Genomic DNA, 23,801 nt, shown 5'->3' with positions numbered 1-23,801 from the left:
CACGGGTCATCGCTCCTTGGACGGGCTCCTGGGGGGTGGCAGCGAAAATGCTACGCGCGGGTCAACGCCGCGCCGACAGCCAATCAGACCCCCGGTGGCCTGCCCTGTGGCCCTGATCACCGGCCCGCGCGGCGGCCCGGCGGGCGGCGCCGGGAGCGCGGGGCCCGGTGAGCGGTCAGGTGGCGGGGACGTCCGCCGGGACGGTGAGCGTCGGGTCGTCGATGTCGAAGTAGCGCGGCCACTCCCGGCCCCGTCCCATCCGCAACAACCGCACCAACGGCCGGCCGCGCGCCGAGCGGGCGTCCCGGACCAGGTCGGTGTGCACCTGCCGGGACAGGGCGAGCCGGCGACTGGCGGCGATGACCGCCCCACAGTCCGGATCACCCGGATCCAACTGGACGCCACGCAACTGCCGGGTCAGGTCGTTCTCCGCGGCCTCCCGCTCGTCCGGGCTGGCGTCCAGGGCGATCCGGGCCGCCGCGTACAGCTCGACCCCGAAGCGCCGCTCGGCCAACACGGCCGCCGCCGCGGCCCGGCGCAGCAGGTGGGCGTCCAGGGCCCGAGCCGCAAGCTCCGCGCGGCCCTGCAACCGCTCCACCCGGCCGGCGGTCCAGACGAGGTACGTCGCGACCAGCCCCAGGACCACGATCGCGGCCACCACCCACCACATGTGCGGCATCGTAGTGCTGCTCCGTTTCGCCTTCGATTGGGCGCGGCCACACCGGTCACCCCGGTCGTCGTCCGCACCATCCGTCACACCGGCTCAGCCCAGCCCCACCCACTCCTGGTCGATCACCCGTCCGTCGGTTGCCTCGATCGCCGCTGCGTATACCTCCAGAACACGGCGGGCAACCACCGGCCAGTCGAAATTGGCCACCACCTGATCGCCGCACGCGCTCAACGTGACCCGCCCGGCGGAGTCGTCAAGCAACTCGGTCACCGCGTCACGCAGCCCCGCCGCATCACCAGTGGGAAAGAGCCGACCGGCCCGCCCACCGTCGAGCACCCGCCGGAACGCGTCCAGATCGCTGGCGACCACCGTCGTACCCGCGGCCAACGCCTCGGTGAGGATCATGCCGAACGACTCGCCGCCGGTGTTCGGAGCCACGTAGAGGTGCACACTGCGCAGCATCCGCGCCTTGTCCGGTTCGGTGACCAGCCCGAGGAACGTGACCCGGTCGTGCAGCTCGGCCGGGAACTGGTCGTACAGGTCGTCCGGGTCCCCCGGGCCGGCGACCAGCAGCCGCAGCCCGGGCCGGGTCGCGGCCAACGCCACGAACGCGTCGCGCAGCACCGGGAAGCCCTTGCGCGCCTCGGTGAACCGGCCCAGGAAGCCCAGGGTGCCGCCGGTGCCCGGGGCGCACTCCCCCGGCCAGCCCGGCAACGGCTCGGCGTCGGCGAACTTGGCCACCGCCACCCCGTTGGGGATCTCCACCGCCCCGCCGTCCATGTGCTCGACCTGCACCTTGCGGGCCAGCGCACTGACGGCGATCCGGGCGGTGATCCGCTCCAGCACGATCTGCAGCACACCCTGCGCGGCGGCCAGCACCCGGGAACGGGTCATCGCGGTGTGGAAGGTGGCCACCACCGGGCCGCGCGCGGAGAGCACGGCCAGCAGCGACAGGCTCAGCGTGAGCGGCTCGTGCACGTGCAGCACGTCGAAGTCACCGTTGATGATCCAACGCCGGACCCGGGCGGTGGAGACCGGGCCGAACGCGATCCGGGCCACCGAGCCGTTGTACGGCAGCGGCACGGCACGGCCGGCGGACACCACGTACTCGGGCAGCGGCGAATCCTCGTCGGCCGGAGCGAGCACGCTGACCTCGTGGCCGAGCGTGATCAGCGCCTCGGCCAGGTCCATCACGTGGTTCTGCACGCCACCGGGGACGTCGAAGGAGTACGGGCACACGATGCCGATCCGCATGCGTCAGCGCCTCCCGCCCGCGACCGCGGAACACCGTCCCACAGTGCCCACCACCTCCTCAGGCCTGACCGGAGGTCGACGAGGGCCGCGCCGTGCCGTCCCCCGACCTCGGCTGGTCCAGCCACATCCGCTGCAACATGTGCCAGTCTTCCGGATGCCGGGCGATGCCCGCCGCCAGACGGTCGGCGATCAGCTGGGTCAGCGACCGGACCCGCTGGTCCAGAGGCCCCACCTCGGGCCCCGGCACCGGCAGCGGGCCGGCGAGCGACGCGCACGCCGCGTCCGGTTCATACCACATCGAGGCCACGTAGAGCGGCGCGCCGGTGTGCAGCGCGAGCAGCGCCGGCCCGGCCGGCATCCGGGTCTTCCCGCCGAAGAAATCCACCTCCACCCCACGGGCGGAGAGGTCCCGGTCGGCCAGCAACGGCGCCACCGCACCGGCACGTACGCGGTCCAGCAGGACGTCGAACGCCGGGCGCGGCCCACCGTGGGTCGGCAGGATCTCCATCCCGAGGACCTCTCGGAACGCCAGGAAACGCCTGTACACGCCCTCCGGTTTGAGCCGCTCCATCACTGTGGTGATCGGCCAGCCGGTGGCCGCCACCCAGGCGCCCGCGGCGTCCCAGTTACCGGCGTGCGGAAGCGCCACCACCGCGCCCCGGCCGGCGGCCACGTCGGCGGCGAGCAACTCCGCGCCGTCGAGGCGGAAGCCGGACAGGATCTGCGCACGGCTCAACCGGGGCAGCCGGAACGCCTCCATCCAGTACCTGGCATACGAGCGGAGCCCCCGCTTGACGAGATCGTCCAGCTCGGCCTCGGACAGCTCCGGGCCGACCACCCGGCGCAGGTTCGCGCGCAGTCGGGCCGTACCCCCGCTGGGGCGGCGGGAGGCGCGGTCCGCGCCCGCCTGGAACGCCGCCGCCAACAGCGGCCGGGGCAGCGCGCTGGCCATCCGCCAGCCGGCGAGGTAGCCCAGCTCGGTGAGGTTCACGCGGCCCGGCCGCCGGTCGTCCGGCGCCGGGTCGCCGACGCGGCACTCACGCCTGGCCGTTCGGCTGGAGCTGCTGGGCCTGGCGGTAGACGTGCGCCATCCGCTGCCCCACCGTGAAGATCGACACCGCGGCGAGAAGCCAGAGCGCGATCTCCAGCGCCGGCTTCACGTGCAGGCCGGTGAGGATGCCGCCGACCCCGACGATCAGCAGCCGCTCGGTGCGCTCGGCGATGCCCACGTTGCAGGTCATGCCGAGCCCCTCGGCGCGGGCCTTCACGTAGGAGACCAGGCTGCCGGCGGCCAGGCAGACCAACGCGGCGGCCACCCCGGAGTGGTCGCCCTGCGTGGCCAGCCAGTACGCGACGGCGCCGAAGACGGCGCTGTCGGCGACCCGGTCCATGCTCGAGTCGAGGAACGCGCCGAATTTGGTGGAGCCACCGCTCATCCGGGCCATCGTCCCGTCGAGCAGGTCGGTGAGCGCAAACAGGGTGACGATCAACGCGCCCGCGACCAGATGGCCGCGGGCACCGAGGCCGAGCGCGCCGACGAGCACACCAACGGTGCCCGCGACGGTGACGGCATTGGGGGTGACGCCGGCGCGCAGAAGGGCGCGGGCAATCGGCTCGACGACGCGGGTCATCCCCGCGCGGGCCGACACTTGGAAGATCTTCGCCATGGCGGTCCCCACGATAACGGTCCGCCCAGCTCCGGCGATACGGCCGCCCCTCCGACCCGCCCGGGAGAGGCTTGTGCCTACCCGACAACGGGTGTGAGATCGAGCCGGAGGGTGAGCCAGCTCACCCGTCCACCCGTCCCGTTCCCGCTGTGCAGCAGACCACCGGAGGATATCGCCGCGCACTCGCCCCGGGCCGCTTCCCGTCGCGCGGCGGTCGCCACCACCACCGGCTGAGGGAGGTGCGCCCCATGGCGCAGAAAAATCAGGACAAGGGTTCCACCGGCGGCACGCCGGTGGTCACCGAGCCCGAGCGGGTACGCAACGTCGTGCTCGTCGGGCATTCCGGAGCGGGCAAGACGACCCTGGTCGAGGCCCTGCTCGCGGCGACCGGCACGATCGGCCGGGCCGGCTCCGTGCTCGACGGCACCACCGTCGGTGACCACGACCCCGCGGCCGTACGCCAACAGCGGTCGGTAAGCCTGTCCTGCGCACCGCTGCTGCACAACGGCGTCAAGGTCAACCTGCTGGACACGCCCGGGTACGCCGACTTCGTCGGCGAGCTGCGTGCCGGGCTGCGGGCCGCCGACGCCGCTCTCTTCGTGGTCTCCGCGGCGGGCGGCATGGACGCGGCCACCGTCGCCCTGTGGGAGGAGTGCGCGGCTGTCGACATGCCCCGCGCGGTCGCGGTGTCCCGACTGGACCAGCCCCGCGCCGACGTCGACGAGACGGTGGCGCTCTGCCAGCGCCTCTTCGGCGACAACGTGATGCCCCTCTACCTGCCGATGCTCGGCGACGACGGGGTGTCCACCGAGGGGCTGCTCGGCCTGATCACCCGCCGGGTCTTCGACTACACCGCCGGGCTGCCCGCCGACGTCCGTGACCCGGACCCGGAGCACCAGCCGGCCATCGACGAGTCGCGCAACGAGCTGATCGAGGGGATCATCGCCGAGAGCGAGGACGAGACCCTCATGGACCGCTACCTCGACGGCGAGGAGATCAGCACCGAGGTGCTCATCGACGACCTGGAGAAGGCCGTCGCCCGGGGGCACTTCTACCCGGTGGTGCCGGTCTGCGCCGGGACCGGCGTGGGGCTGGACGTGCTGCTGGAGGTGCTGACCGCCGCGTTCCCGTCGCCGTTGGAGCACGAGTTGCCGGCGGTGACCGGCGTGGACGGCTCGCCCCGCCCGCCGCTGACCTGCGACCCGGACGGGCCGCTCGTCGCCGAGGTCGTCAAGACCACCGTCGACCGGCACGTCGGTCGGGTCTCGCTGGTCCGGGTCTTCTCCGGCACGCTGCGCCCCGAGCAGACCGTGCACGTCTGCGGGCACGGGATGGCCGAACGCGGCCACCCCGATCACGACGCCGACGAGCGGGTCGGGCACATCTACACCCCGCTGGGCGCCACCCTGCGGGAGGTGCCGTTCTGCGTGGCGGGCGACATCTGCGCGATCACCAAGTCGGGCACCGCCGAGACCGGCGACACCATCGCGGCCAAGGACGACCCGCTGCTGATCGCCCCCTGGGAGATGCCGGAGCCGCTGCTGCCGGTGGCGGTCGTCGCCCGCAGCCGCGCCGACGAGGACGCCCTGGCCCGCAACCTCGCCCGGCTGGTCGCCGGCGACCCCACACTGCGGCTGGAGCGCAACCCGGAGACCCACCAGCTGGTGCTCTGGTGCATGGGCGAGGCGCACGCCGACGTGCTGCTCGACCGGCTGCGCGCCGGCGGCGTCGAGCTGGACACCGAGCCGGTGAAGGTGTCGCTGCGCGAGACGCTGACGGTGCCCGCGAAGGGGCACGGCCGGCACGTCAAGCAGTCCGGCGGGCACGGCCAGTACGCGGTCTGCGACATCGAGGTCGAGCCCCTGCCCCCGGGCGGCGGCTTCGAGTTCGTCGACCGGGTCGTCGGCGGCGCCGTGCCGCACACCTACATCCCGTCGGTGGAGAAGGGCGTCCGCGCCCAACTGGAGCGCGGCCTGGTCGCCGGCCACCCGGTGGTGGACCTGCGGGTGACCCTTGTCGACGGCAAGGCGCACAGCGTCGACTCCTCCGACGCGGCCTTCCAGACCGCCGGCGCGCTGGCCCTGCGGGACGCCGCCGACCGTGGTCAGCCCGCGCTGCTGGAGCCGATCGACGAGGTCGCCATCCGGGTACCGGACGGCTCGGTGGGCGCGGTGCTGGGCGACCTGTCCGGCCGACGCGGCCGCGTGCTCGGCACCGAACCGGACCCGGACACCGAGGGCCGCACCCTCGTACGCGCCGAGGTGCCGGCCACCGAGCTGCTGCGCTACGCCGTCGAGCTGCGCTCCATGACAGCTGGCATCGGCACCTTCCGCCGCCAGTTCGTCCGCCACGACCCCATGCCCGCCCACCTGGCCGACCAGATCCGCAAGGAACACACCCCCTGACCCCCGCCCCGCCCGGTCCCGACGGTCCGCGAGGCTCCGCCAGTCCTGATCGACGGGGGCGGCGAGGCGGGTTGGCCTGCCATGTTCAGACGCTGTAGAGCTGCCCCAGAGTTGGGGCAGCTCTACCCGTGAGCCGAGACCCGACCGAGGCACCGCCCCGGAGTCGCGGCAGCTCCACCCCACAGCCGAGACCCGACCGCGCCGCGCCACCCCACAGCCGAGACCTCACCGAGGCGCTGCCCCGAATATGGGGCAGCTCTACAGGACACCGCGCCGACATGTCGGGGGACGCTCGGTCCCGACGCGGTGACGGCGCGGACGGGTGCGGGTGTTCCGCTCAGGGGTGGACGGTGGGACGCGTGGGCGGGGGCCAGTGGGGGCGGTCGGCGTCGCGCAGGGCGGCGGTGCGCAGAGCTGCCAGCTGGCGCTCCACCTCGACGAACTGGTCCGCCGGCAACGGGCCCCGGTGCAGCGCGGCGGCGTTCTCCTCGACCTGGGCGACCGTACGGCAGCCGGGGATCGGGATGGTGCGGCCGCTGCGCGCCCAGATCCAGCCCAGCGCCCCCTGGGCCAGGGTGCGCCCATCGGCGGTGAGCGCCGCGCGGACGGCGCCGACCCGCCGCAGCCACTCCGGCGCGGGCCGGCCCCCACGGAACCACTCCAACCAGCCGGGGGTCAACCCGCGCACGTCGTCGCGGGGCAGCACCGACCCGGCCGAGTACTTGCCGGTGAGCAGCCCCATCCCCAGCGGGCCCCGGTTGACGCTGGCCAGGTCGTACTTGTCGCAGACGGCGAGTAGTTCGGGAGCGTCCCGCAGCACCGACAGGGTGTGCTGCACGGCGGTGGCGCCGGCAGCGCCGTGACCGAACGCGGTGGCCCGGTCGGGGCGGTCGGTGCTCCACCCGTACGCCCGGATCAGGCCCTCGGCCACCAGGTCCTCGCAGGTGCCGACCAGCGCCTGCGCCCGCGGCACCGACAGGTCGGCCAGGTGCAGCTGGTAGAGGTCGATCCGGTCGGTGCCCAACCGGCGCAGCGAGTCCGTCACGGCCCGGCGCAGGTACCCGGGCGACGCGTCCTCCCCGGTGGCCTGTCGGCTCGCCTCGTCGAACGTGTAACCCCACTTGGTGGCGATCACGGCCTCGTCCCGGCGACCCGCGAGCGCTCGACCGAGGACCCGCTCGCCGTGCCCGGCGCCGTACGTGTCGGCGGTGTCGAAGAGGGTGATGCCCAGGTCGAGTGCCCGGTGAACCGCCCGCACGGACTCGTCGTCGTCGACAGCGCCCCAGCCCAGCGGTTGGACGCCCTCCGACCAGGGCCCGCCGATCGCCCAGCACCCCATGCCGAGGGCGCTGACCTCGATGCCGCTGCGCCCCAACGTCCGTGTCGTGACTGCCATCGGCCGATCGTGCCACCTCCACGAGTCGGGACGTAGCAGATCCCCGGGCCCGGAATCGCGGATGCGGGCCGACCGGCCGCTGCGGCATGATCAACCACATGCGGAGGCTGGGTGTGGACATCGGCGGCGTGCTCATCGAGCCGGCGGACCACGACGCCGACACGTCGTTCTTCGGCGCGCACTACCTACGGACACCCATGGTCGACGGGGCGTTCGACGCGTTGGCGGCGCTCGGCCCGGCGTTCGACGAGGTGCACCTGGTGTCCAAGTGCGGCGAGGCCACCGAGCGCCGCACCGTGCAGTGGTTGGCCCACCACGACTTCGCGGCGCGCACCGGCATCCCGGCGGAGCGGGTGCACTTCTGCCGAACCCGACCGGACAAGGCGCCGATCGCCCGGCGGCTCGGGCTGACCCACTTCGTGGACGACAAACTCGAGGTGCTCGGCTACCTCGACTCGGTGCCGCACCGCTTCCTGTTCCGGCCCCGTGCGGCGGAGGTCGCCGCACACGCCGCGCTGCTTCCGCACGTACACCGGGTGGAGAGCTGGCCGGAGCTGACCGCGCTGCTGCACGCCGACTAGCCGGACCGGCGCGGACGCCGCCCGGCGCGGACCCCGCCCGGCGCGGACGCCGCCCGGCGCGGTGGTCAGGACGGCCAGGCGCGGGCGAGCAGGTCGCGGGTGTCGCCGAGCAGTTGCGGCAGGACCTTCGTGCGGCCGATCACCGGCATGAAGTTCGCGTCGCCGCCCCAGCGCGGCACCACGTGTTGGTGCAGGTGCGCGGCGATCCCGGCACCGGCCACCCCGCCCTGGTTCATGCCCAGGTTGAAGCCGTGCGCGTTGCTCACCTTGCGGATCACCCGCATCGCGGTCTGGGTGTACGACGCCAGCTCGGTGGTCTCCGGCACGTCCAGGTCGGTGTAGTCGGCGACGTGCCGGTAGGGGCAGACCAGCAGGTGCCCCGGGTTGTACGGATAGAGGTTGAGCACCACGAAGACGTGCTCGCCCCGGGCCACCACCAGGCTGTCCTCCGGCGGCAGCTTGGGCGCCCGGCAGAAGGGGCAACCGGTGGGCTTCTCGTAGCCCTCGGCCGGGCGGTCCTCGCCGGATATGTAGGTCATCCGGTGCGGCGTCCAGAGCCGCTCCAGGCCGTCCGCCATGCCGCCGGTGTCCGTGTGCCGTTCCGCCCCTGTCACGAGCCGATCCTACGGAGCCATCCCGTCGGGTCGCGACACCCGCCGCCGGGAAAACTCCTTGCTGCAAATTCTTGACGGATCAATGCCAGAACCTGAAGATTCCATGCATCCAGAACCGTGCATGTATCGATGGAGGGTCACCCATGATCCGACGGCTCGGCCGGCTCCTCGCGGCACTCGCCCTGACCGCCGCCACCACAGTGGCCGGCATCACCCTCACCGCCGGCGCCGCACAGGCGGACGGCTGCTACACCTGGGGCCGCGCCCTGTCCCAGGGAGCGTCCGGCGAAGACGTCCGGCAACTCCAGATCCGGGTCGCCGGCTACCCCGGCTACGGTGCCGTGCTCACCATCGACGGCGCGTTCGGGCCGGCCACCCGCTCGGCGGTGATCCGCTTCCAGCAGGCGTACGGGCTGCCCGCGGACGGCATCGCCGGCCCGCAGACGTTCACCCGGCTCTACGCCCTCCAGGACGACGACTGCACACCGGCCAACTTCAGCTACTCCGAGCTGAACAAGTGCAACAGCGACTGGTCCGGGGGTGCGGTAGCGGCGAGCACCGCGCGGTCCAACGCGCTCGTCTCGATGTGGAAGCTCCAGGCCCTGCGGCACGCCCTCGGCGACGTGGCCATCTCGATCAGCAGCAGCTTCCGCAGCTACGCCTGCAACAGCGCGGTCGGCGGGGCATCCAACAGCCGGCACCTGTACGGGGACGCGGTGGACCTGGTCGGGTCACCGTCGCTCTGCCGGCTGGCCCAGCAGGCCCGCTACCACGGCTTCGGGCAGATCCTCGGCCCCGGCTACCCGGACCACAACGACCACACCCACGTGGCGGCGGTCGGCGGCTGGTCGGCGCCGAACTGCGGCATCTGAGAACGGGCCGGCCGGCGCCAGTCCCCACGCTCGAACAGTGAAGTAGTGGCCTCCCCACTCCGGGAGGCCACTACTTCCTGGATCGAGCACGATCACGCGGGCCGCGCGGTCGCGGCGGCCCTACTCCGCGGCGGCGGAGGGGCCGATGTTGGTACGCGAGCTGACCACGTCCAGGATGTGGGTCACCGCCTCGGCGATCGGCACCCCGTTGCGCTGCGAGCCGTCCCGGTAACGGAAGGACACCGTGCCGGCGGCCACATCGTCGTCGCCGGCGATCACCATGAACGGGATCTTCTGCTGCTGCGCCGTACGGATCTTCTTCTGCATCCGGTCGTCACCCGCGTCCACCTGGGCCCGGATCCCCTCGGCGCGCAGCGCCGCGACGAAGCCGTGCAGGTAGTCGGTGTGGTCCTCGCGGATCGGGATGCCGACCACCTGCACCGGCGCCAGCCAGGCCGGGAACGCGCCAGCGTAGTGCTCGGTGAGCACCCCGAAGAACCGCTCGATCGACCCGAACAGCGCCCGGTGGATCATGACGGGCCGTTGCCGGCTGCCGTCGGCGGCCTGGTACTCCAGGCCGAACCGCTCCGGCTGGTTGAAGTCGACCTGGATGGTGGACATCTGCCAGGTCCGGCCGATCGCGTCCCGCACCTGCACGGAGATCTTCGGCCCGTAGAACGCCGCGCCGCCCGGGTCGGGCACCAGCTCCAGGCCCGAGGTCTCGGCGGCGGTCCGCAGCGCCTCGGTCGCCTCCGCCCAGTCCTCGTCCGCGCCGATGAACTTGGGCGAATCGTCCCGGGTCGACAGCTCCAGGTAGAAGTCGTCGAGGCCGTAGTCCCGCAGCAGATCCAGCACGAAGCTGAGCAGCGCGGACAGCTCGCCGGCCATCTGCTCGCGGGTGCAGTAGATGTGCGAGTCGTCCTGGGTCAGGCCACGGACCCGGGTGAGGCCGTGCACCACGCCGGACTTCTCGTACCGGTAGACAGTGCCGAACTCGAACAACCGCAGCGGCAGCTCCCGGTACGACCGCCCGCGCGACCTGAAGATCAGGTTGTGCATCGGGCAGTTCATCGCCTTGAGGTAGTAGTCCGCGCCCTCCAGCTGCATGGGCGGGAACATGGTGTCCGCGTAGTACGGCAGGTGACCGGAGGTCTGGAACAGCTGTGCCTTGGTGATGTGCGGGGTATTGACGAACTCGTACCCCGCGGCCTCGTGCCGCTGGCGGGAATAGTGCTCCATCTCGCGGCGGATGATGCCGCCCTTGGGGTGGAAGACCGCCAGGCCGGAGCCGATCTCGTCGGGGAAGCTGAACAGGTCGAGGTCCGCGCCGAGCTTGCGGTGGTCGCGCCGGGCGGCCTCCTCCAACAGCTTCAGGTACGCCTTGAGCTCGTCGCGGGTCGGCCACGCGGTGCCGTACACCCGCTGCAACTGCGGGTTCTTCTCCGAGCCCCGCCAGTACGCGGCGGCCGAGCGCATCAACTTGAACGCGCCGATCAGGCGGGTGGTCGGCAGGTGCGGGCCCCGGCACAGGTCCGACCAGCAGACCTTGTCCTCCTTGGCGTCGAGGTTGTCGTAGATGGTCAGCTCGCCGCCGCCCACCTCCATCACCTCGTCGGTGTCCAGGCCCTCGCCCTTGACCTCGATCAACTCCAGCTTGAACGGCTCGTCGGCCAGCTCGGAGCGCGCCTCGTCCAGGCTGCCGAAGCGGCGACGGCGGAACCGCTGCCCGGACTTGATGATCTCCTGCATGCGCTTCTCGAGCTTGCTGAGGTCATCGGGCTGGAACGGCTTGTCGACGTCGAAGTCGTAGTAGAAGCCGTTCTCGATGGGCGGGCCGATGCCCAGCTTGGCCTCGGGGAAGACGTCCTGCACGGCCTGGGCGAGCACGTGCGCGGTGGAGTGGCGCAGCACGGTGAGCCCGTCGGGCGAGTCCAGGCTGACCGGCTCGACGGTCGTCTCCTCGGCCGGCGACCAGTCCAGGTCGCGCAGCTGACCCTGCGGGTCCCGGACCACGACGATCGCCTTGGGGCCGTTCGCGGGCAGTCCGGCCGCGGCCACCGCGTCGGCCGCCGTGGTCCCGGCGGCGACGACGACGGGGTCGGCCACGGCGGGGGTACGGGGTGCGGACACGGTGACTCCTCCAAGCGGTACGAAACGGTGCCGGTCCTCGGCTCCTGCCGATGCTATCGGTCGCGCTGTCCCCGATCGGGAACGGCACCTTCCTCACGGCCCCGTTGAACCTTTCGCACCTCGCAGCCGAACTACAGGGTGTGGCCGGAACCGGTGCCGGCCGCGCGGACACGGATGGGGGCACGAGATGGCGAGCACGTACGGCGGCGAGCGCCGGCGGCGGATCGCGGCGGTGACCGCGCTGACCGCCGCCGGGCTGCTGCTCTGGCCCAGCGCGGCACAGGCGGCGGACGTGACGACCACCCCGACCCAGGCTCGGCAGGGCGACGCCGTACGGCTGGAGTTCACCGTCCCCGAGGAGCGGGCCGGCACGAAGACCAACCAGATCGAGGTCCGGTTGCCGGTCGACGCGCCGATCGCCGAGGTCTACCCGATGTCGGTGAACGGTTGGGCACCCCGGATCAGCTCCCGCACCCTGGACAAGCCCGTGGCCGGTATCCACTCCTCCGGAGTGAGCACTGTGACCACCGCGGTGACCTGGGTCCGGGTGGGCGAGAGCGACAGCGGCCCGGCCCGGCTGGCGCTGTCCATGGGACCGATGCCGCAGGCGGAGCGGATCACCTTCGAGGTCGTCCAGACGTACGCCGATGGCACTGTGGTCCGGTGGGCGGACGCCGCCGGTCCGCACCGGGCCCCGGCGCTCACCCTGCTGCCGGCGGCACCCGGCGAGGCGGGTCCGGCCACCCACGGTGGGCACGGCGGCCCGGCGGCCGACGCGCCAGCCGCAGCGGACAGCGGTGTCGACGCCCCGGCCGCGCGTGCGGGTGGCGCCGGCGAGGAGTCCGGCAGCGCCGACGGGATGTTGGCCGCCGGCCTGCTGGCCGGGCTGGGCGGCGGCGCGGCGATCGGTTGGCTGGTCAGCCGGTGGCGCCGACGCGACCCGGACGAGGCCACGGCCCTGGCCGAGGTGACCGGCAGCGCCGACGAGGACGAAGCCGCGACGCCCGCCGAGGTGACCGGCAGCACGGACAAGCCCACGACGCGCGTGGACCCGACGCCCGTGGACCCGACGCCGGCTGTTTCCGCCGCCGCTCGGTGATTGATCGACTCGGTGTCCTGGAAACCGCGGCATCCCGGCGCGCGGACACCCCGATATGCAGGAAGCCGAGTCGATCACACAGCTGGTCCGCGACCAGGGACGGCCCGGCGACCAGGACGGCCGGGTGTGGTCAGGGCAGCCAGGTAGGTAACGGCTCGCGGGCGGCCAGCCACGACTCGGGCACGCCGCCCGGCGTGCCGACACCCGTGTACGCGGCCACTATCGCTCCGACGATGGCGGCAGTGGTGTCCATGTCCCCGCCGGCCTGGACGCACCTCCGGATCGCCGCCGGATAGTCGTCGAGGTGGGTGGCGGCCACCCAGAGGGTGAACCCGACGGTGTCCTGGGCGGTCACCCGGGAGCCGTTGCCGAGTTCCGCCACCACCCGGTCCACCGGTCGGCCGAGCAGCCCGGCCGCCCGGCTCACGCTCCGGTGCACCTCGGTGCCCGGGTCCAGCGCGGCGGCGATCCCGGCGAGCAGGCGCTCCGGAGCCGGCCGGTGCCCGTCGAGGCGGCCCCGGGCGGCGAGCGCGGCGGCCACGGCCACCGCGACGGCGCCGGCGATCCCCTCCGGGTGCGCGTGGGTCACCTCCGCCGAGGCGCGGGCCTGCGCGGCGGCCCGGGCGGTCGAGTCGGCGAAGTACGCGCCCAGCGGGCCGACCCGCATCGCCGCGCCGTTGCCGCAGGAGCCCTGGCCGTCGAAGGCGGAAGCGGCGGCCACCGGCCAGGGGGTGCCGGTACGGATCAGCCGCAGGATCGTCATCGCGCCGGCGCCGTAGCCCCGGCGCGGGGCACACCGCTCGGCGAAGGCCAGGGCCAGCCGGTCGGGGTCGACGCCGCCGGAGCGGGTCAGCTCGGCGAGCACCGAGCAGGCCATCTCGGTGTCGTCGGTCCACTCCCAGGGTGCCGGCGGCAGTGCGCCCGCGGTGAGATCCGGGGACGGGGTCCCCGGCACGAAGTACTGCGCGCCGAGCGCGTCGCCGGTGGAGAGACCGGCGAGGCTGTCCCGGGCGAGTGCCAGACGGGCATCGACGAACAGGGTGAACGACATCGTCGTACCAGCTTGCCCCCTCGCCAGGCACGTCGCAATGCGATCAACTTGCCAGGCCCAGTACGGTCTTGTCGTGGCCTCCGTGCTCCTGGTCGAAGACGATCACGTCGTACGCGGCGCGATGCTGCGGTCCCTCACCGACCGGGGGCACGCCGTGCACGCCGTGGGTACGGCGTTGGACGCCCTCCGCCGGGTCGCCGCGGAGACACCCGACCTGGTGGTGCTGGACCTCGGCCTGCCCGACCTGGACGGCTCGGACGCGCTGCGGATGCTGCGCGGCATCACCGACATCCCGATCATCATCGCGACCGCCCGGGACGACGAGCAGTCGGTGGTCAAACTGCTGCGTGCCGGCGCCGACGACTACATGGTCAAGCCGTTCACCGGGGCGCACCTGGACGCCCGGATCACCACGGTGCTGCGGCGGGCCGGACGGGCCAGCCGGACGGTGCAGCCGGCGGTGCACAGCGTCGGCGGCCTGAAGGTGGACGTGGGCGAGCGCAGCGCCCAGCTCGACGGGGAGCCGCTGGCGCTGACCCGCAAGGAATTCGACCTGCTGGCCTATCTCGCCGCACGACCCGGGCGGGTAGTGTCCCGCCGGGAACTCTTGGAGGAGGTATGGCGGCAGCCATCGGTCGGCGAGGATCAGACCATCGACGTTCACCTGTACTGGCTCCGCAGAAAGATGGGCGAGTCCGCGGCGAAGCCGCGCTACCTGCGCACCGTGCGGGGGGTCGGATTCCGGCTGGTGGCACCGGACTGAGGACGGCGCTGGCCCTGCTCACGGCCGGCATGTGCAGCCTCGTCGCGCTCGCGTTCCTGATCCCGCTCGGCCTCAGCCTGCGGGAGCAGAGCCGGGACGAGGCGATCGCCGACGCGGCCCGACGCAGCGCGTTGGTCACCGGCGCGCTGGCGGTGAGCACCGATCCGGCAGTCGTGGAGCGGGCCGTGGTGGCGAGCGCCGAGGGCGCGCCGACCCGGCCCGTGGTGCACGGCCTGGGCCTGGACGAGTCCGCCGGTCGGGCCACCGGCGGCGACCTGGACCGGGCCCGTGCCGACCGGCGGTCGCGGGTCGTCGACGTGGACGGGGGCGTGGTCCGGCTCGACCCGGTCGTGCTCGGTGACCGGACGGCGGTGGTCGAGGTGTTCCTCCCGGACTCGACGCTGGGCGAGGGCGCCGGTGGCACCTGGCTGCTGCTGTTCGCGGTCGGCGCGGCGATGGCCGGCGCGGCGGTGCTTGTGGTCGACCGGGTCGCCGCCCGCGCGGTGGACTCGACCCGGGGTCTGGTCGACGCCGCGCTGTCCATCGGCGACGGCGATCTGGGCGTGCGCGTCGAGCCGACCGGCCCGCGTGAGTTGGCCGAGGCCGGGTACGCCTTCAACCGGATGGCCGACCGGCTGGACGCGGCCCGCACCGATGAGCGGGAGCTGGTGGCCGATCTGTCGCATCGTCTGCGTACCCCGTTGACCGTGCTGCGGTTGGACGCGGAGGCGTTGGAGTCCGACGACACCAGCGTGGGCTCGTTCAGCCCGGCGGAGCTGGACCGGCTGCGCGGCATCCGGCGGATCCGGCAGGCGATCGTCACCCTGGAGGGTGAGATCGACGTGTTGATCAAGACGACCCGCAAGTCGGTGGCGCACGAGGCCGGGCCGGCGATGTGTGACGTCAGCGAGGTGGTCCGGGACCGGATGGTCTTCTGGGCGGCCCTCGCCGGCGACCAGAACCGGCCACACCGGGTGAACGGCGCGCAACTGCGCATCCCCGCGCCGGTGCCCCGGGCCGAGCTGGCCGCCGCGCTGGACGCGGTGATCGGCAACGTCTTCCGGTACACCCCGCAGGGCACCGCGTTCGAGGTGGCCGTGTCCCGGCGCGACGGGTACGTGGCGATCCGGATCGACGACGCCGGCCCCGGCATCGCCAACCCGGACCGGGCGCTGCGCCGGGGCACCAGTGACCAGGGCTCGACCGGGCTCGGCCTGGACATCGCCAAGCGGGTGGCGTTGCAGGCCAACGGGTCGGTGAGCATCGACCGGGCCCGGCTCGGCGGGGCCAGCGTGGTGATGCTCCTCGCCGATCCGGAGGCGACGCCGCGGCAGGTCAGCCGCTTCGGTCTGGTCGGGCGGATGGCACGCGACGCCCGGGACACCAAGGGCGCCGGACGGCGCTGGCCGCGCCAGCGCCCCACCGACGACTGACCGGGTTGTGGGCCGTCGCAAGTCTTCCTTAGATCGCGGTTAACGAGCGGGCTGGACCGGCCGCGAGCTGACAGGATCAGTACGCGAACCCAACAGTTTCACCGGCCGAGCGTCTACGCGCACCCACGACCGGTGAAGCCGCGCGCGCGGCGGGAGTTACAGGTCCCCCCACACCCACGCTCCCGCCGCGCGCCCTGCTCCCCACGCGATCGGCCGCGACGGGCCGGACCGGCTCAACCGGCGGCGGCCAGGTACGCGTCGATCTCGGCCGTGATGCGCTGCTTGCCGTCGGCGTCGAGGAAGGACGCGGTCACCGCGTTGCGGGCCAGCCCGGCCAGACCCTCGGGGCCGACCCCGAGCAGGCGGGCCGCCACCGCGTACTCGTCGTTGAGGGTGGTGCCGAACATCGGCGGGTCGTCGGAGTTGATGGTGACGAGCAGCCCGGCCTCGACCAGCCGGGGCAGTGGGTGCTCGTCGAGGCTGGCCACCGCCCGGGTCCGGACGTTGGACGTCGGGCAGATCTCCATTCCGATCTGCCGCTCGGCCAGGTGGGCGAGCAGCGCCGGGTCCTGCGCGGCGGAGATGCCGTGCCCGATCCGCTCGGCGCCCAGCTCGTTCAGCGCGTCCCAGACGGTCTGCGGCCCGGTGGTCTCCCCCGCGTGCGGCACCGAGCGCAGCCCCGCGGCGCGGGCCCTGTCGAAGTAGGGCCGGAACTGCGGCCGGGGTACGCCGATCTCCGGGCCACCCAGACCGAAGCTGACAAGCCCGTCCGGGCGCTCCTCCAGCGCGATGCGCAGCGTCTCCTCGGCCGCGGGCAGGCCCGCCTCGCCGGGAATGTCGAAGCACCAGCGCAGCTCGATGCCGAAGTCGGCCGCCGCGCGCTTACGGGCGTCCTCGATCGCCTCGCAGAACGCCGGCGCGGGGATGCCCCGCCGCACGTGCGAGTACGGGGTGATGGTCAACTCCGCGTACCGGACCTGCTGGCGGGCCAGTTCCCGGGCCACCTCGTGGGTGAGGATCCAGACGTCCTCCGGGTCGCGGATGAGGTCCACGACGCTCAGGTAGACCTCGATGAAGTGCGCGAAGTCGCGGAACTCGAAGTAGTTGGCGAGCGCCTCCGGGTCGGCCGGCACGGGGGTGCGTCCCTCGTGGCGGGCGGCCAGCTCGGCGACGATCCGGGGCGAGGCGGAGCCGACGTGGTGCACGTGCAGCTCCACCTTGGGCAGGCCGGCGATGAAGGCGGACGGGTCGGTCACGAACTCTCCTCTGCACTGTCGCCGGTGCGGGCGACGACGAAGACGCGGCGGAACGGGAAGTACACCTGACCCTGCCGGACCGGGTAGGCGGCGGCGAGGCGTACCCCCAGCTCGGCCCGGAAGGCCGACCAGCCGGCGGCGTCCAGCGCGGCCCGGACCGGACGCAGCGCGGTGCCCTCCATCCAGGCCAGCACCGGGTGGTCGGCGGCGGGCCGGACGGGCAGCAGGTGCACGTACGTAGTCTCCCAGGCGTCCACCGCGCAGCCGGCGGCGGTCAGCAGGGCCGCGTAGTCGGCCGGGTCGTCGACCGGGTCGGCGCGCAGCAGCGGGGCGACCTCGGCCCGCCAGGCCGGCCCGTCGGCGACAGCGCGCAGCGCGCGGTGCGAGGGGGCGGCGAAATTGCCGGGGACCTGCATGGCGAGCCACGCGCCGGTGGGCAGCTCGGCGGCCCAGCGACGCAGCAGTTCCTGGTGGCCGGGCACCCACTGGAGCGCGGCGTTGCTGACCAGCACGTCCTCGTCCCCGGTGGGGCGCCAGTCGCGCAGGTCGGCGACGGCGAAGTCGACGGGAGCGCCGAGGGCGGTGGCCCGGTCGATCATTTCCGGCGAGCTGTCCAGGCCGCGCACCCGGCTCGTCGGCCAGCGTTCGGCGAGGGTGGCGGTGAGGTGGCCGGGGCCGCAGCCGAGGTCGACAACCGTCCGGGGCCGGTCGGCCGGAATTCGCGCGACCAGGTCGTGGAACGGCCGGGATCGCTCGTCGCCGTAGCGCAGGTAGGTCGTCGGATCCCACATCTCTGCCTCCCAAACCGTACGTCCGTCTTGCTACCGTACGGCTCCCGTGGCAGGCCGGCAACCCGATCACTAGGCTCGGGGGCATGGAAAAGCGCAGCTTCAACCGGCTCGGCCGGACCGTCGGGGCGGTCGGCCTGGGCGCCTGGCAACTCGGCGCAGACTGGGGCACCGTCAGCGAGGCCGACGCGATGGCGGTGCTCGCCGCCGCCGTGGACGACGGGGTCACCTTCCTCGACACCGCCGACGTGTACGGCGACGGCCGCAGCGAGCAGCTGATCGGCCGCTTCCTGCGGACCCGACCCGACGCCGGACTGACCGTCGCCACCAAGATGGGCCGTCGCGTCGAGCAACGACCGGAGCTGTACACCCTTGACAACTTCCGGCAGTGGACCGACCGGTCCCGGACCAACCTGGGCATGGACACGCTGGACCTGGTCCAGCTGCACTGCCCGCCCACCGCCGTCTTCTCCTCCGACGAGGTCTTCGACGGCCTGGACACCCTCGTCGCCGAGAAGGCCATCGCCGGGTACGGCGTCAGCGTGGAGACCTGCGACCAGGCGCTCACCGCGATCGCCCGACCGGGGGTGGCGAGCGTACAGATCATCCTCAACGCGGTCCGGCACAAGCCCCTGGAGCGGGTCCTTCCGGCGGCGGCCGCCGCCGGGGTGGGCATCATCGCCCGGGTGCCGCTGGCCAGCGGCCTGCTCTCCGGCCGGTACGACGAGCACACCGAGTTCCCCGCCGACGACCACCGCAACTACAACCGGCACGGCGCGGCCTTCGACGTCGGGGAGACGTTCTCCGGTGTCGACTACGAGCGGGGCCTGGCGGCCGTCCGCCGGCTGGCGCCGCTTGTCGGCGCGGACCGCACGATGGCGCAGTTCGCGCTGCGCTGGGTGCTGGACCAGCCGGGCGTCACCGTCGTCATCCCTGGCGCGCGCGACGCGGAGCAGGCCCGGCGCAACGCCGAGACGGCGGCCCTGTCGCCGCTGACCGACAGCCAGCTGGCCGCCGTCCGCGAGGTCTACGACGAGCTGATCCGCCCGCAGGTGCACGACCGGTGGTGACCGGCGCGCCCGGGGAGCTCGCGTCGCGCCGCCCAACCGGCGATGCTGAAGGACGGCGTGCCGCTCCGGGCGGCGGAGAGGAATCGCGATGAGGGGCTGGCTTTCGCTCACCCTCGGCCTGTTGGCCGTGGTGATCGGTGCGGTGTGGACGGTGCAGGGCCTCGGCTACGTCAGCGGCAGCGTCATGACCAACGAGAGGATCTGGGCGGTGCTCGGCCCGCTCGTGGCGTTGGCCGGGCTGGTGGTGCTCTGGCTCGGCCTGCGCTCGCGTCGCCGGACCTGACCCGCCGGTCCACACTGGCGCGCGGCCCCACCAAGGGCAAAGCCCCGTATCCCGGATGGGATACGGGGCTTCGCAACGACCCTGACCGAATCGTCCCACTGGCCGGCGGGAGCCGACCGTCTCACTCAGATGGGACGGACCTGCTCGGCCTGCGGGCCCTTCTGACCCTGTGCAATCTCGAACTCCACCCGCTGGTTCTCCTCCAGCGAGCGGTAGCCGCTGGTCTGGATGGCCGAGAAGTGGACGAACACGTCAGCACCCCCACCATCGACGGTGATGAAGCCGAAGCCCTTGTCAGCGTTGAACCACTTCACGGTTCCCTGAGCCATGTGTATCTCCTTCTAAAACTGGTGGCCGTGCACGCCGTGCGGCCAATTGGCCGTTTTCGAGCAGCGGCGTCTGAGGCGGCCCCACGAAGGAGACTTCTCTCAACCCACGCCATCTCGCAACAGCGTGGACCAGCAAATCACGGAGGCAAAAAGTCTGTCACGACCTCTCCGACGAATTTCTCCGACATGTGACCTGACGGATGCCTCAGTTCCGCTGGGCGGCGTCCGAACCCATGCGAAAGCCCCCTTCCCATCGATGCGGGAAGAGGGCTGACATCGCTTGGTGGTCAGTCCGGCCAGCTGCCGGTCATCCGGCGGACGCTGACCGCCCCGCCCCGGTCCACAGCGGCCCGGACGACCGCGAAGATGGCCCCCTGCAACGCCGCGGCTGCCAGGATCTCGCCCCAGCCGCGATCCTCGTCGGTGGCGTTGGGCGCCTCACCGTCGCCCGCGGTGACCTTCCAGACCTGCCGGAAGATCGCCCCGGCCGCCGCGCCCGCGGCGATACCCAACAACACGCCGACCGGCCGGTACGCGACCCTGCCGATGCTCTTGCTCACCTACGCCTCCCCCGCACGATCATCAGCACCACCACTGTCGCCACCGCACCGGCGGCGATAGCCGCCCACGGCACCGGGTTGCGGCGCACCAACTCGCCCTTGTCGTGCGCCTGCGCACGCACCATCCCACTCTTCTCGTAGGCCTGCGCCCGCGCCATCCCGGCGCCCCGCACGGCCTGCCCGCGAACCCGGGCGACGGTCTGCGCCGCCTGCTCACGCATCCGCGCCTTCGCCTGCTCGGCGGACTCCTTCAGGCGGGCCTTGACGTCGGCCTTTGCGGCCAACGCCTCCATCGTCTCGCCCAGCTCGACCCGGGTGCGACGGATCTCCTCGCGGAGGGCCTCCGTGTCGCCGGTCCCGTTGCCCGTCATTGCCGTCCCCTGTCCTTCACCGCGGCGGTGACGGTGTCCATGTCGGCGCGGAGGCTGCGAACCGTGGCCGCCGGCACCGGCGGGACAGCACGGCTGACCTGCTTCTTGCCCACCAGGGCGAGGATGCCGGCCACCAGGAAGCAGGCCACCGCCACGATCAGCGCGGCGGCCCAGGCGGGCAGCACCAGGTCGAGCAGCAGGATCGCCGTGGCGACAAGCGCGCCCAGGCCGAAGAACGCCAGCGCGCCGCCGCCGCCGAACAGGCCGATCCCGATGCCGGCGTGCTTGCCCTTCTGGGTCAACTCCGCCCGGGCCAGCGCCAGTTCGTCCCGTACGAGGCGGGAGACCTGCTCGGTGGCCCGTTGCACCAACTCGGCGGTGGAGGGCTCGCTCCCGTTGTGGGATGTGCGGGCGTTCGCCACGTCAGCCATGCTGTCCTCCTTTCCCTATCACCGCGCTGTATGCCCGGAGTTGCCGCTCGTCAATCCTAAAACGCGACAAGCGGCCCACCGTTCCCGTTGTCCGGACGCCGCGCCGAAGAGTCGACTCAGCCGATCTCGCCAGAGATGTCCGGCAGCACATCCCCCGCTCACGCCCGACCAAACCTCCCGGGTCAGCTGCGGGCTTCCTCGGGGCCCACGAAGGCTTCGCTGCGGGCGTCGCCGTCGTCGCTGCCGCCGAAGACGCGGGCGTCGTCGGGCGCCTCGGTGTCGGACGGGCGGCGTGCCGGTCGCCTCGGCTGCACCCACTGCCAGGGCAGGTTGCTGCTGGCGTCGCCCAGCTCGGTGCGCATCCGGGGCATCGCCGTCGGACGGTTGTCCCGGATCCAGGCCACCAGGTGCTCCCGGACGAGGCAGCGCAGGTCCCACAGACTGCCCGCGTCCGCGGCGCTGACCAGGGCCCGCATCCGGACCATCCCGCCGGTGGCGTCGGTGACCTGCAGGACGCAGACCCGCCCGTCCCACAGCTCGGTGCCCTCGACCAGGCGGCGCAGCTCCTCGCGCATGGTCTGCACCGGCACCGCCCAGTCCACGTCGAACTCGGCGGTCCCGAGCACCGCCGACTCGGTCCGGGTCCAGTTCTGGAACGGCTTGCTGGTGAAGTACGAGGTGGGGAGGATCAACCGCCGGTCGTCCCAGATCTGCACCACGACGTAGCTGAGGGTCAGCTCCTCGATCCGACCCCACTCCCCCTCGACGACGACCACGTCGTCGAGCCGGACGGCGTCGCTGAAGGCGAGCTGAAGGCCGGCGAAGACGTTGCCGAGCAGGCTCTGCGCGGCGAGCGCGGCCACCACACCGACCACGCCGGCCGAGGTCAGCACACCGGCGCCGATGCCCCGCACGCTCGGGAAGGTCATCAGCATCACGCCGACGGTCAGGATGACGATCACCGCGATGGTGAGGCGACGCAGCATCACCACCTGGGTTCGGACCCGCCGGGCGTGCCGGTTGTCGGGCACGTCGACCCGGAACCGGGCCAGCGCGGTGTCCTCGACGACGACAAGCAGCGCGGCGACCAGCCAGGCGGCGGTGGCGATGACGGCCAGGACGAGCAGGTGCAGCAGCTGCCGCCGCCAGCTCTCGCCAACCGCGTAACCGGTGCTGAAGCGGACGGCGAACTGGACGGCGAGGACCGTTCCGGCGACCTGGAACGGGCGGTGCGCGTGGTCGGTCAGCTCGGTCAGGAGCTGCGACCGGCGGCCGAACCGCCGGGTGAGCCGGTGGACGACCTCGACCAGGAACAGGGCGACCGCCGCCGCGACGAGCGCGGCCACGGCCGTTTCGAGATAACTCTGCACGGTTTCGGGGCTTCCCTTCGACCAGGCGTCGGGCACTTCGGGCAAAAGCCCAAGAGTGCCCGACGTTCCTGCAATCGACCAGTTCAGACCTTGCGGTACCGGGACTGGAGGAAGCAGTAGACGCCGAAGGCGGCGATGCCCAGGGCGACGAGGGTCAGCAGGAACACGCCGTACGACTGCTCGCGCAGCGTGTGCAGCGCGGCGTCCAGACCACGGGCCTTCTCCGGGTCGTAGTTCACCGCCGCCACGATGACCAGCAGCCCGGCGATGCCGTACGCGACGCCCTTGGCGATGTATCCGGCCAAGCCCAGCCGGCGGGCCAGCGTCCGGGTCTTGGGGCTCATCTCGCCGGTCTTCAAGTGCTTCTCGAACCGCTTGACCGCCCCGTAGATGACCAGGCCGACACCGATCGCGGCGAGCACCAGCCCGGCCAGGCCGACCAGCCAGCGGCCACCGCTGGAGGTCATCAGCTTGCCGGTCAACGCCTCCTGCTGGTCGGCGCTGTTCGACCCGACGTCCTTGAAGACCTTGAAGGCGGTCCAGGCGAAGTAGAGGTAGACGATGGTCCGGCCGGCCGAGGCGAGCCGCTCGGTGACGCGTTCCCTGCCGCGCTCGGCGCGGTACCCGACCGCCGCCTCCAGCGCCTGCCAGATCGCCATCGCGAGCAGGCCGACAGCAGTGGCGATGACCAGGAACCTGCCCAGGGGCTGGGCGGAGAGGGTACGCAGCGCGCCGGACTGGTCGCCGTCGTCGGACGACGTGCCGAACGCGATCTGCAACGCCAACCAGGCGAAGAGGAGGTGGACGATGCCGTAGCCGATGAAGCCGGCCCGGGCGAGGAGTTCCAGCCACCGGCTGTCCGCCGTTCGGGAGGCGGTGGCTTCGGCGCTACGGGTGAGTGACATGGCGTCACAATCTCCGATTCGGAAGATTCCCAAACGTCGGCCACCGCCGCCCGCCCAGGTCAGCTGCCCGGGTTGCGTGACACGCGGATCTTGACCTGCTGGTCGGTGACGCTGTCCAGGGTGACAGCGAAGCCGCCGGCCTCGGCAGCCTGCTGCCCGGTGGTGAGGGTGAGCTGCTCCCCGGCGACCTCGACGGTCACCTGGTCGCCCTCGGCGCCGACCAGTTTGGCCTCGACGCCCAGGATGGTGGCGCTCGCGTCGACGCCCCGCTCGAAGGTGACGGTGCAGGCGTCGAGCCCGCAGTCGGTGGAGGCGCCCTGCGAGCTGCACCCGGCGAGCACGGCGAGGCCGAGCGCCAGACCGGCGAACAGACCGGCGACGCGGCGGACGGGGGGAATGGACACGGTGGCGGGTCGGTTCGTCACCTCGCCAAGGGTACGAGACGGCGGCGACGCCCTCCCCCGTCGGTGATCCACCCGCCGGCCGACCAGGGCGCCGGGCGT

25 protein-coding genes are annotated in these 23,801 nt (G+C 72.6%); 8 read left to right on the top strand and 17 right to left on the bottom strand.

What is annotated here, in order from left to right; all coding sequences use genetic code 11:
• Window positions 1–175: 175 nt before the first annotated feature.
• From ACQPWW_RS11990 to pgsA, 4 genes are all read right to left on the bottom strand, one after another.
• On the bottom strand, window positions 176–679 hold the full coding sequence (locus ACQPWW_RS11990) for a hypothetical protein (protein WP_433132079.1): 504 nt from the start codon (window positions 677–679) through the stop codon (window positions 176–178).
• Between the two features lie 84 nt (window positions 680–763).
• Complete coding sequence (locus tag ACQPWW_RS11985; protein WP_433132076.1) at window positions 764–1,924, bottom strand: glycosyltransferase family 4 protein; 1,161 nt, start codon at window positions 1,922–1,924, stop codon at window positions 764–766.
• A gap of 58 nt (window positions 1,925–1,982) precedes the next feature.
• A complete protein-coding gene (locus tag ACQPWW_RS11980; RefSeq protein ID WP_433132073.1) occupies window positions 1,983–2,915 on the bottom strand; it encodes a phosphatidylinositol mannoside acyltransferase in 933 nt (310 codons plus the stop codon).
• 46 nt (window positions 2,916–2,961) lie between these two features.
• Window positions 2,962–3,591, bottom strand: a complete 630-nt coding sequence (gene pgsA / locus ACQPWW_RS11975) for a phosphatidylinositol phosphate synthase (protein ID WP_433132070.1) — start codon at window positions 3,589–3,591, stop codon at window positions 2,962–2,964.
• Between the two features lie 248 nt (window positions 3,592–3,839).
• On the opposite strand from pgsA, the gene ACQPWW_RS11970 reads away from it, so the two are divergent.
• The gene (locus ACQPWW_RS11970; RefSeq protein WP_433132067.1) at window positions 3,840–5,996 is read left to right on the top strand and encodes an elongation factor G-like protein EF-G2; all 2,157 of its coding nucleotides are present in this window, start codon (window positions 3,840–3,842) and stop codon (window positions 5,994–5,996) included.
• A 337-nt stretch (window positions 5,997–6,333) separates the two neighbouring features.
• Here the strand turns inward: ACQPWW_RS11970 and ACQPWW_RS11965 are convergent, their stop codons facing one another.
• Complete coding sequence (locus ACQPWW_RS11965; RefSeq protein WP_433132064.1) at window positions 6,334–7,392, bottom strand: aldo/keto reductase; 1,059 nt, start codon at window positions 7,390–7,392, stop codon at window positions 6,334–6,336.
• A gap of 98 nt (window positions 7,393–7,490) precedes the next feature.
• Here ACQPWW_RS11965 and ACQPWW_RS11960 point away from each other — a divergent pair, with 98 nt between their 5' ends.
• Complete coding sequence (locus tag ACQPWW_RS11960; protein WP_433132062.1) at window positions 7,491–7,973, top strand: hypothetical protein; 483 nt, start codon at window positions 7,491–7,493, stop codon at window positions 7,971–7,973.
• Window positions 7,974–8,038: 65 nt separating this feature from the next.
• Here ACQPWW_RS11960 and ACQPWW_RS11955 read toward each other — a convergent pair whose 3' ends face one another.
• Entirely contained in the window at window positions 8,039–8,551 is a 513-nt protein-coding gene (locus tag ACQPWW_RS11955) for an HIT family protein (RefSeq protein ID WP_355028900.1), read from the bottom strand.
• A 179-nt stretch (window positions 8,552–8,730) separates the two neighbouring features.
• Between ACQPWW_RS11955 and ACQPWW_RS11950 the strand changes: the two genes are divergently transcribed.
• Window positions 8,731–9,459, top strand: coding sequence for a D-Ala-D-Ala carboxypeptidase family metallohydrolase (locus ACQPWW_RS11950; protein WP_433132060.1), 729 nt, complete (start codon window positions 8,731–8,733; stop codon window positions 9,457–9,459).
• Window positions 9,460–9,579: 120 nt separating this feature from the next.
• Here the strand turns inward: ACQPWW_RS11950 and thrS are convergent, their stop codons facing one another.
• Window positions 9,580–11,589 (bottom strand): threonine--tRNA ligase, encoded by a 2,010-nt coding sequence (gene thrS, locus ACQPWW_RS11945; protein ID WP_433132058.1) that lies wholly within the window; start codon window positions 11,587–11,589, stop codon window positions 9,580–9,582.
• A gap of 187 nt (window positions 11,590–11,776) precedes the next feature.
• Here thrS and ACQPWW_RS11940 point away from each other — a divergent pair, with 187 nt between their 5' ends.
• A complete protein-coding gene (locus ACQPWW_RS11940; RefSeq protein ID WP_433132056.1) occupies window positions 11,777–12,688 on the top strand; it encodes a DUF1775 domain-containing protein in 912 nt (303 codons plus the stop codon).
• A gap of 130 nt (window positions 12,689–12,818) precedes the next feature.
• On the opposite strand, the gene ACQPWW_RS11935 is transcribed toward ACQPWW_RS11940, so the two are convergent.
• Complete coding sequence (locus ACQPWW_RS11935; RefSeq protein WP_433132054.1) at window positions 12,819–13,739, bottom strand: ADP-ribosylglycohydrolase family protein; 921 nt, start codon at window positions 13,737–13,739, stop codon at window positions 12,819–12,821.
• 73 nt (window positions 13,740–13,812) lie between these two features.
• Here ACQPWW_RS11935 and ACQPWW_RS11930 point away from each other — a divergent pair, with 73 nt between their 5' ends.
• Complete coding sequence (locus ACQPWW_RS11930) at window positions 13,813–14,502, top strand: response regulator transcription factor (RefSeq protein WP_433132052.1); 690 nt, start codon at window positions 13,813–13,815, stop codon at window positions 14,500–14,502.
• Window positions 14,503–14,531: 29 nt separating this feature from the next.
• Entirely contained in the window at window positions 14,532–15,935 is a 1,404-nt protein-coding gene (locus ACQPWW_RS11925; RefSeq protein WP_433132049.1) for a HAMP domain-containing sensor histidine kinase, read from the top strand.
• A 233-nt stretch (window positions 15,936–16,168) separates the two neighbouring features.
• On the opposite strand, the gene ACQPWW_RS11920 is transcribed toward ACQPWW_RS11925, so the two are convergent.
• Complete coding sequence (locus tag ACQPWW_RS11920) at window positions 16,169–17,191, bottom strand: adenosine deaminase (protein WP_433132046.1); 1,023 nt, start codon at window positions 17,189–17,191, stop codon at window positions 16,169–16,171.
• Window positions 17,188–17,982: a trans-aconitate 2-methyltransferase gene (locus tag ACQPWW_RS11915; RefSeq protein ID WP_433132044.1), complete on the bottom strand. Its 795-nt coding sequence runs from the start codon at window positions 17,980–17,982 to the stop codon at window positions 17,188–17,190. Before ACQPWW_RS11915 ends, ACQPWW_RS11920 begins: the two co-directional genes overlap by 4 nt.
• Before the next feature lie 83 nt (window positions 17,983–18,065).
• On the opposite strand from ACQPWW_RS11915, the gene ACQPWW_RS11910 reads away from it, so the two are divergent.
• On the top strand, window positions 18,066–19,049 hold the full coding sequence (locus ACQPWW_RS11910) for an aldo/keto reductase (RefSeq protein WP_433132041.1): 984 nt from the start codon (window positions 18,066–18,068) through the stop codon (window positions 19,047–19,049).
• Window positions 19,050–19,137: 88 nt separating this feature from the next.
• Window positions 19,138–19,332, top strand: a complete 195-nt coding sequence (locus tag ACQPWW_RS11905; RefSeq protein ID WP_433132038.1) for a hypothetical protein — start codon at window positions 19,138–19,140, stop codon at window positions 19,330–19,332.
• Between the two features lie 125 nt (window positions 19,333–19,457).
• Here ACQPWW_RS11905 and ACQPWW_RS11900 read toward each other — a convergent pair whose 3' ends face one another.
• The 7 genes from ACQPWW_RS11900 to ACQPWW_RS11870 form a co-directional block, all read right to left on the bottom strand.
• On the bottom strand, window positions 19,458–19,661 hold the full coding sequence (locus tag ACQPWW_RS11900) for a cold-shock protein (RefSeq protein WP_030338233.1): 204 nt from the start codon (window positions 19,659–19,661) through the stop codon (window positions 19,458–19,460).
• A 287-nt stretch (window positions 19,662–19,948) separates the two neighbouring features.
• Window positions 19,949–20,221 (bottom strand): DUF4235 domain-containing protein, encoded by a 273-nt coding sequence (locus ACQPWW_RS11895; protein WP_433132036.1) that lies wholly within the window; start codon window positions 20,219–20,221, stop codon window positions 19,949–19,951.
• Window positions 20,218–20,592, bottom strand: coding sequence for a DUF3618 domain-containing protein (locus ACQPWW_RS11890; protein WP_433132033.1), 375 nt, complete (start codon window positions 20,590–20,592; stop codon window positions 20,218–20,220). Before ACQPWW_RS11890 ends, ACQPWW_RS11895 begins: the two co-directional genes overlap by 4 nt.
• Window positions 20,589–21,023, bottom strand: a complete 435-nt coding sequence (locus ACQPWW_RS11885) for a phage holin family protein (RefSeq protein ID WP_354888048.1) — start codon at window positions 21,021–21,023, stop codon at window positions 20,589–20,591. The genes ACQPWW_RS11890 and ACQPWW_RS11885 overlap by 4 nt, the downstream gene beginning before the upstream one ends.
• Window positions 21,024–21,205: 182 nt before the next feature.
• Window positions 21,206–22,393, bottom strand: a complete 1,188-nt coding sequence (locus ACQPWW_RS11880) for a mechanosensitive ion channel family protein (protein WP_433132029.1) — start codon at window positions 22,391–22,393, stop codon at window positions 21,206–21,208.
• 83 nt (window positions 22,394–22,476) lie between these two features.
• The gene (locus ACQPWW_RS11875; RefSeq protein WP_433132027.1) at window positions 22,477–23,298 is read right to left on the bottom strand and encodes a DUF1206 domain-containing protein; all 822 of its coding nucleotides are present in this window, start codon (window positions 23,296–23,298) and stop codon (window positions 22,477–22,479) included.
• 59 nt (window positions 23,299–23,357) lie between these two features.
• Window positions 23,358–23,723, bottom strand: a complete 366-nt coding sequence (locus tag ACQPWW_RS11870; RefSeq protein WP_433132025.1) for a hypothetical protein — start codon at window positions 23,721–23,723, stop codon at window positions 23,358–23,360.
• Window positions 23,724–23,801: the final 78 nt, after the last annotated feature.

Origin of the sequence: Micromonospora sp. CA-240977 (assembly GCF_050942285.1) — a bacterium.
Classification (GTDB): Bacteria; Actinomycetota; Actinomycetes; order Mycobacteriales; family Micromonosporaceae; genus Micromonospora.
Note: the sequence above shows the minus strand (reverse complement) of the source record. Positions and strands in the feature narration are given on the sequence as shown.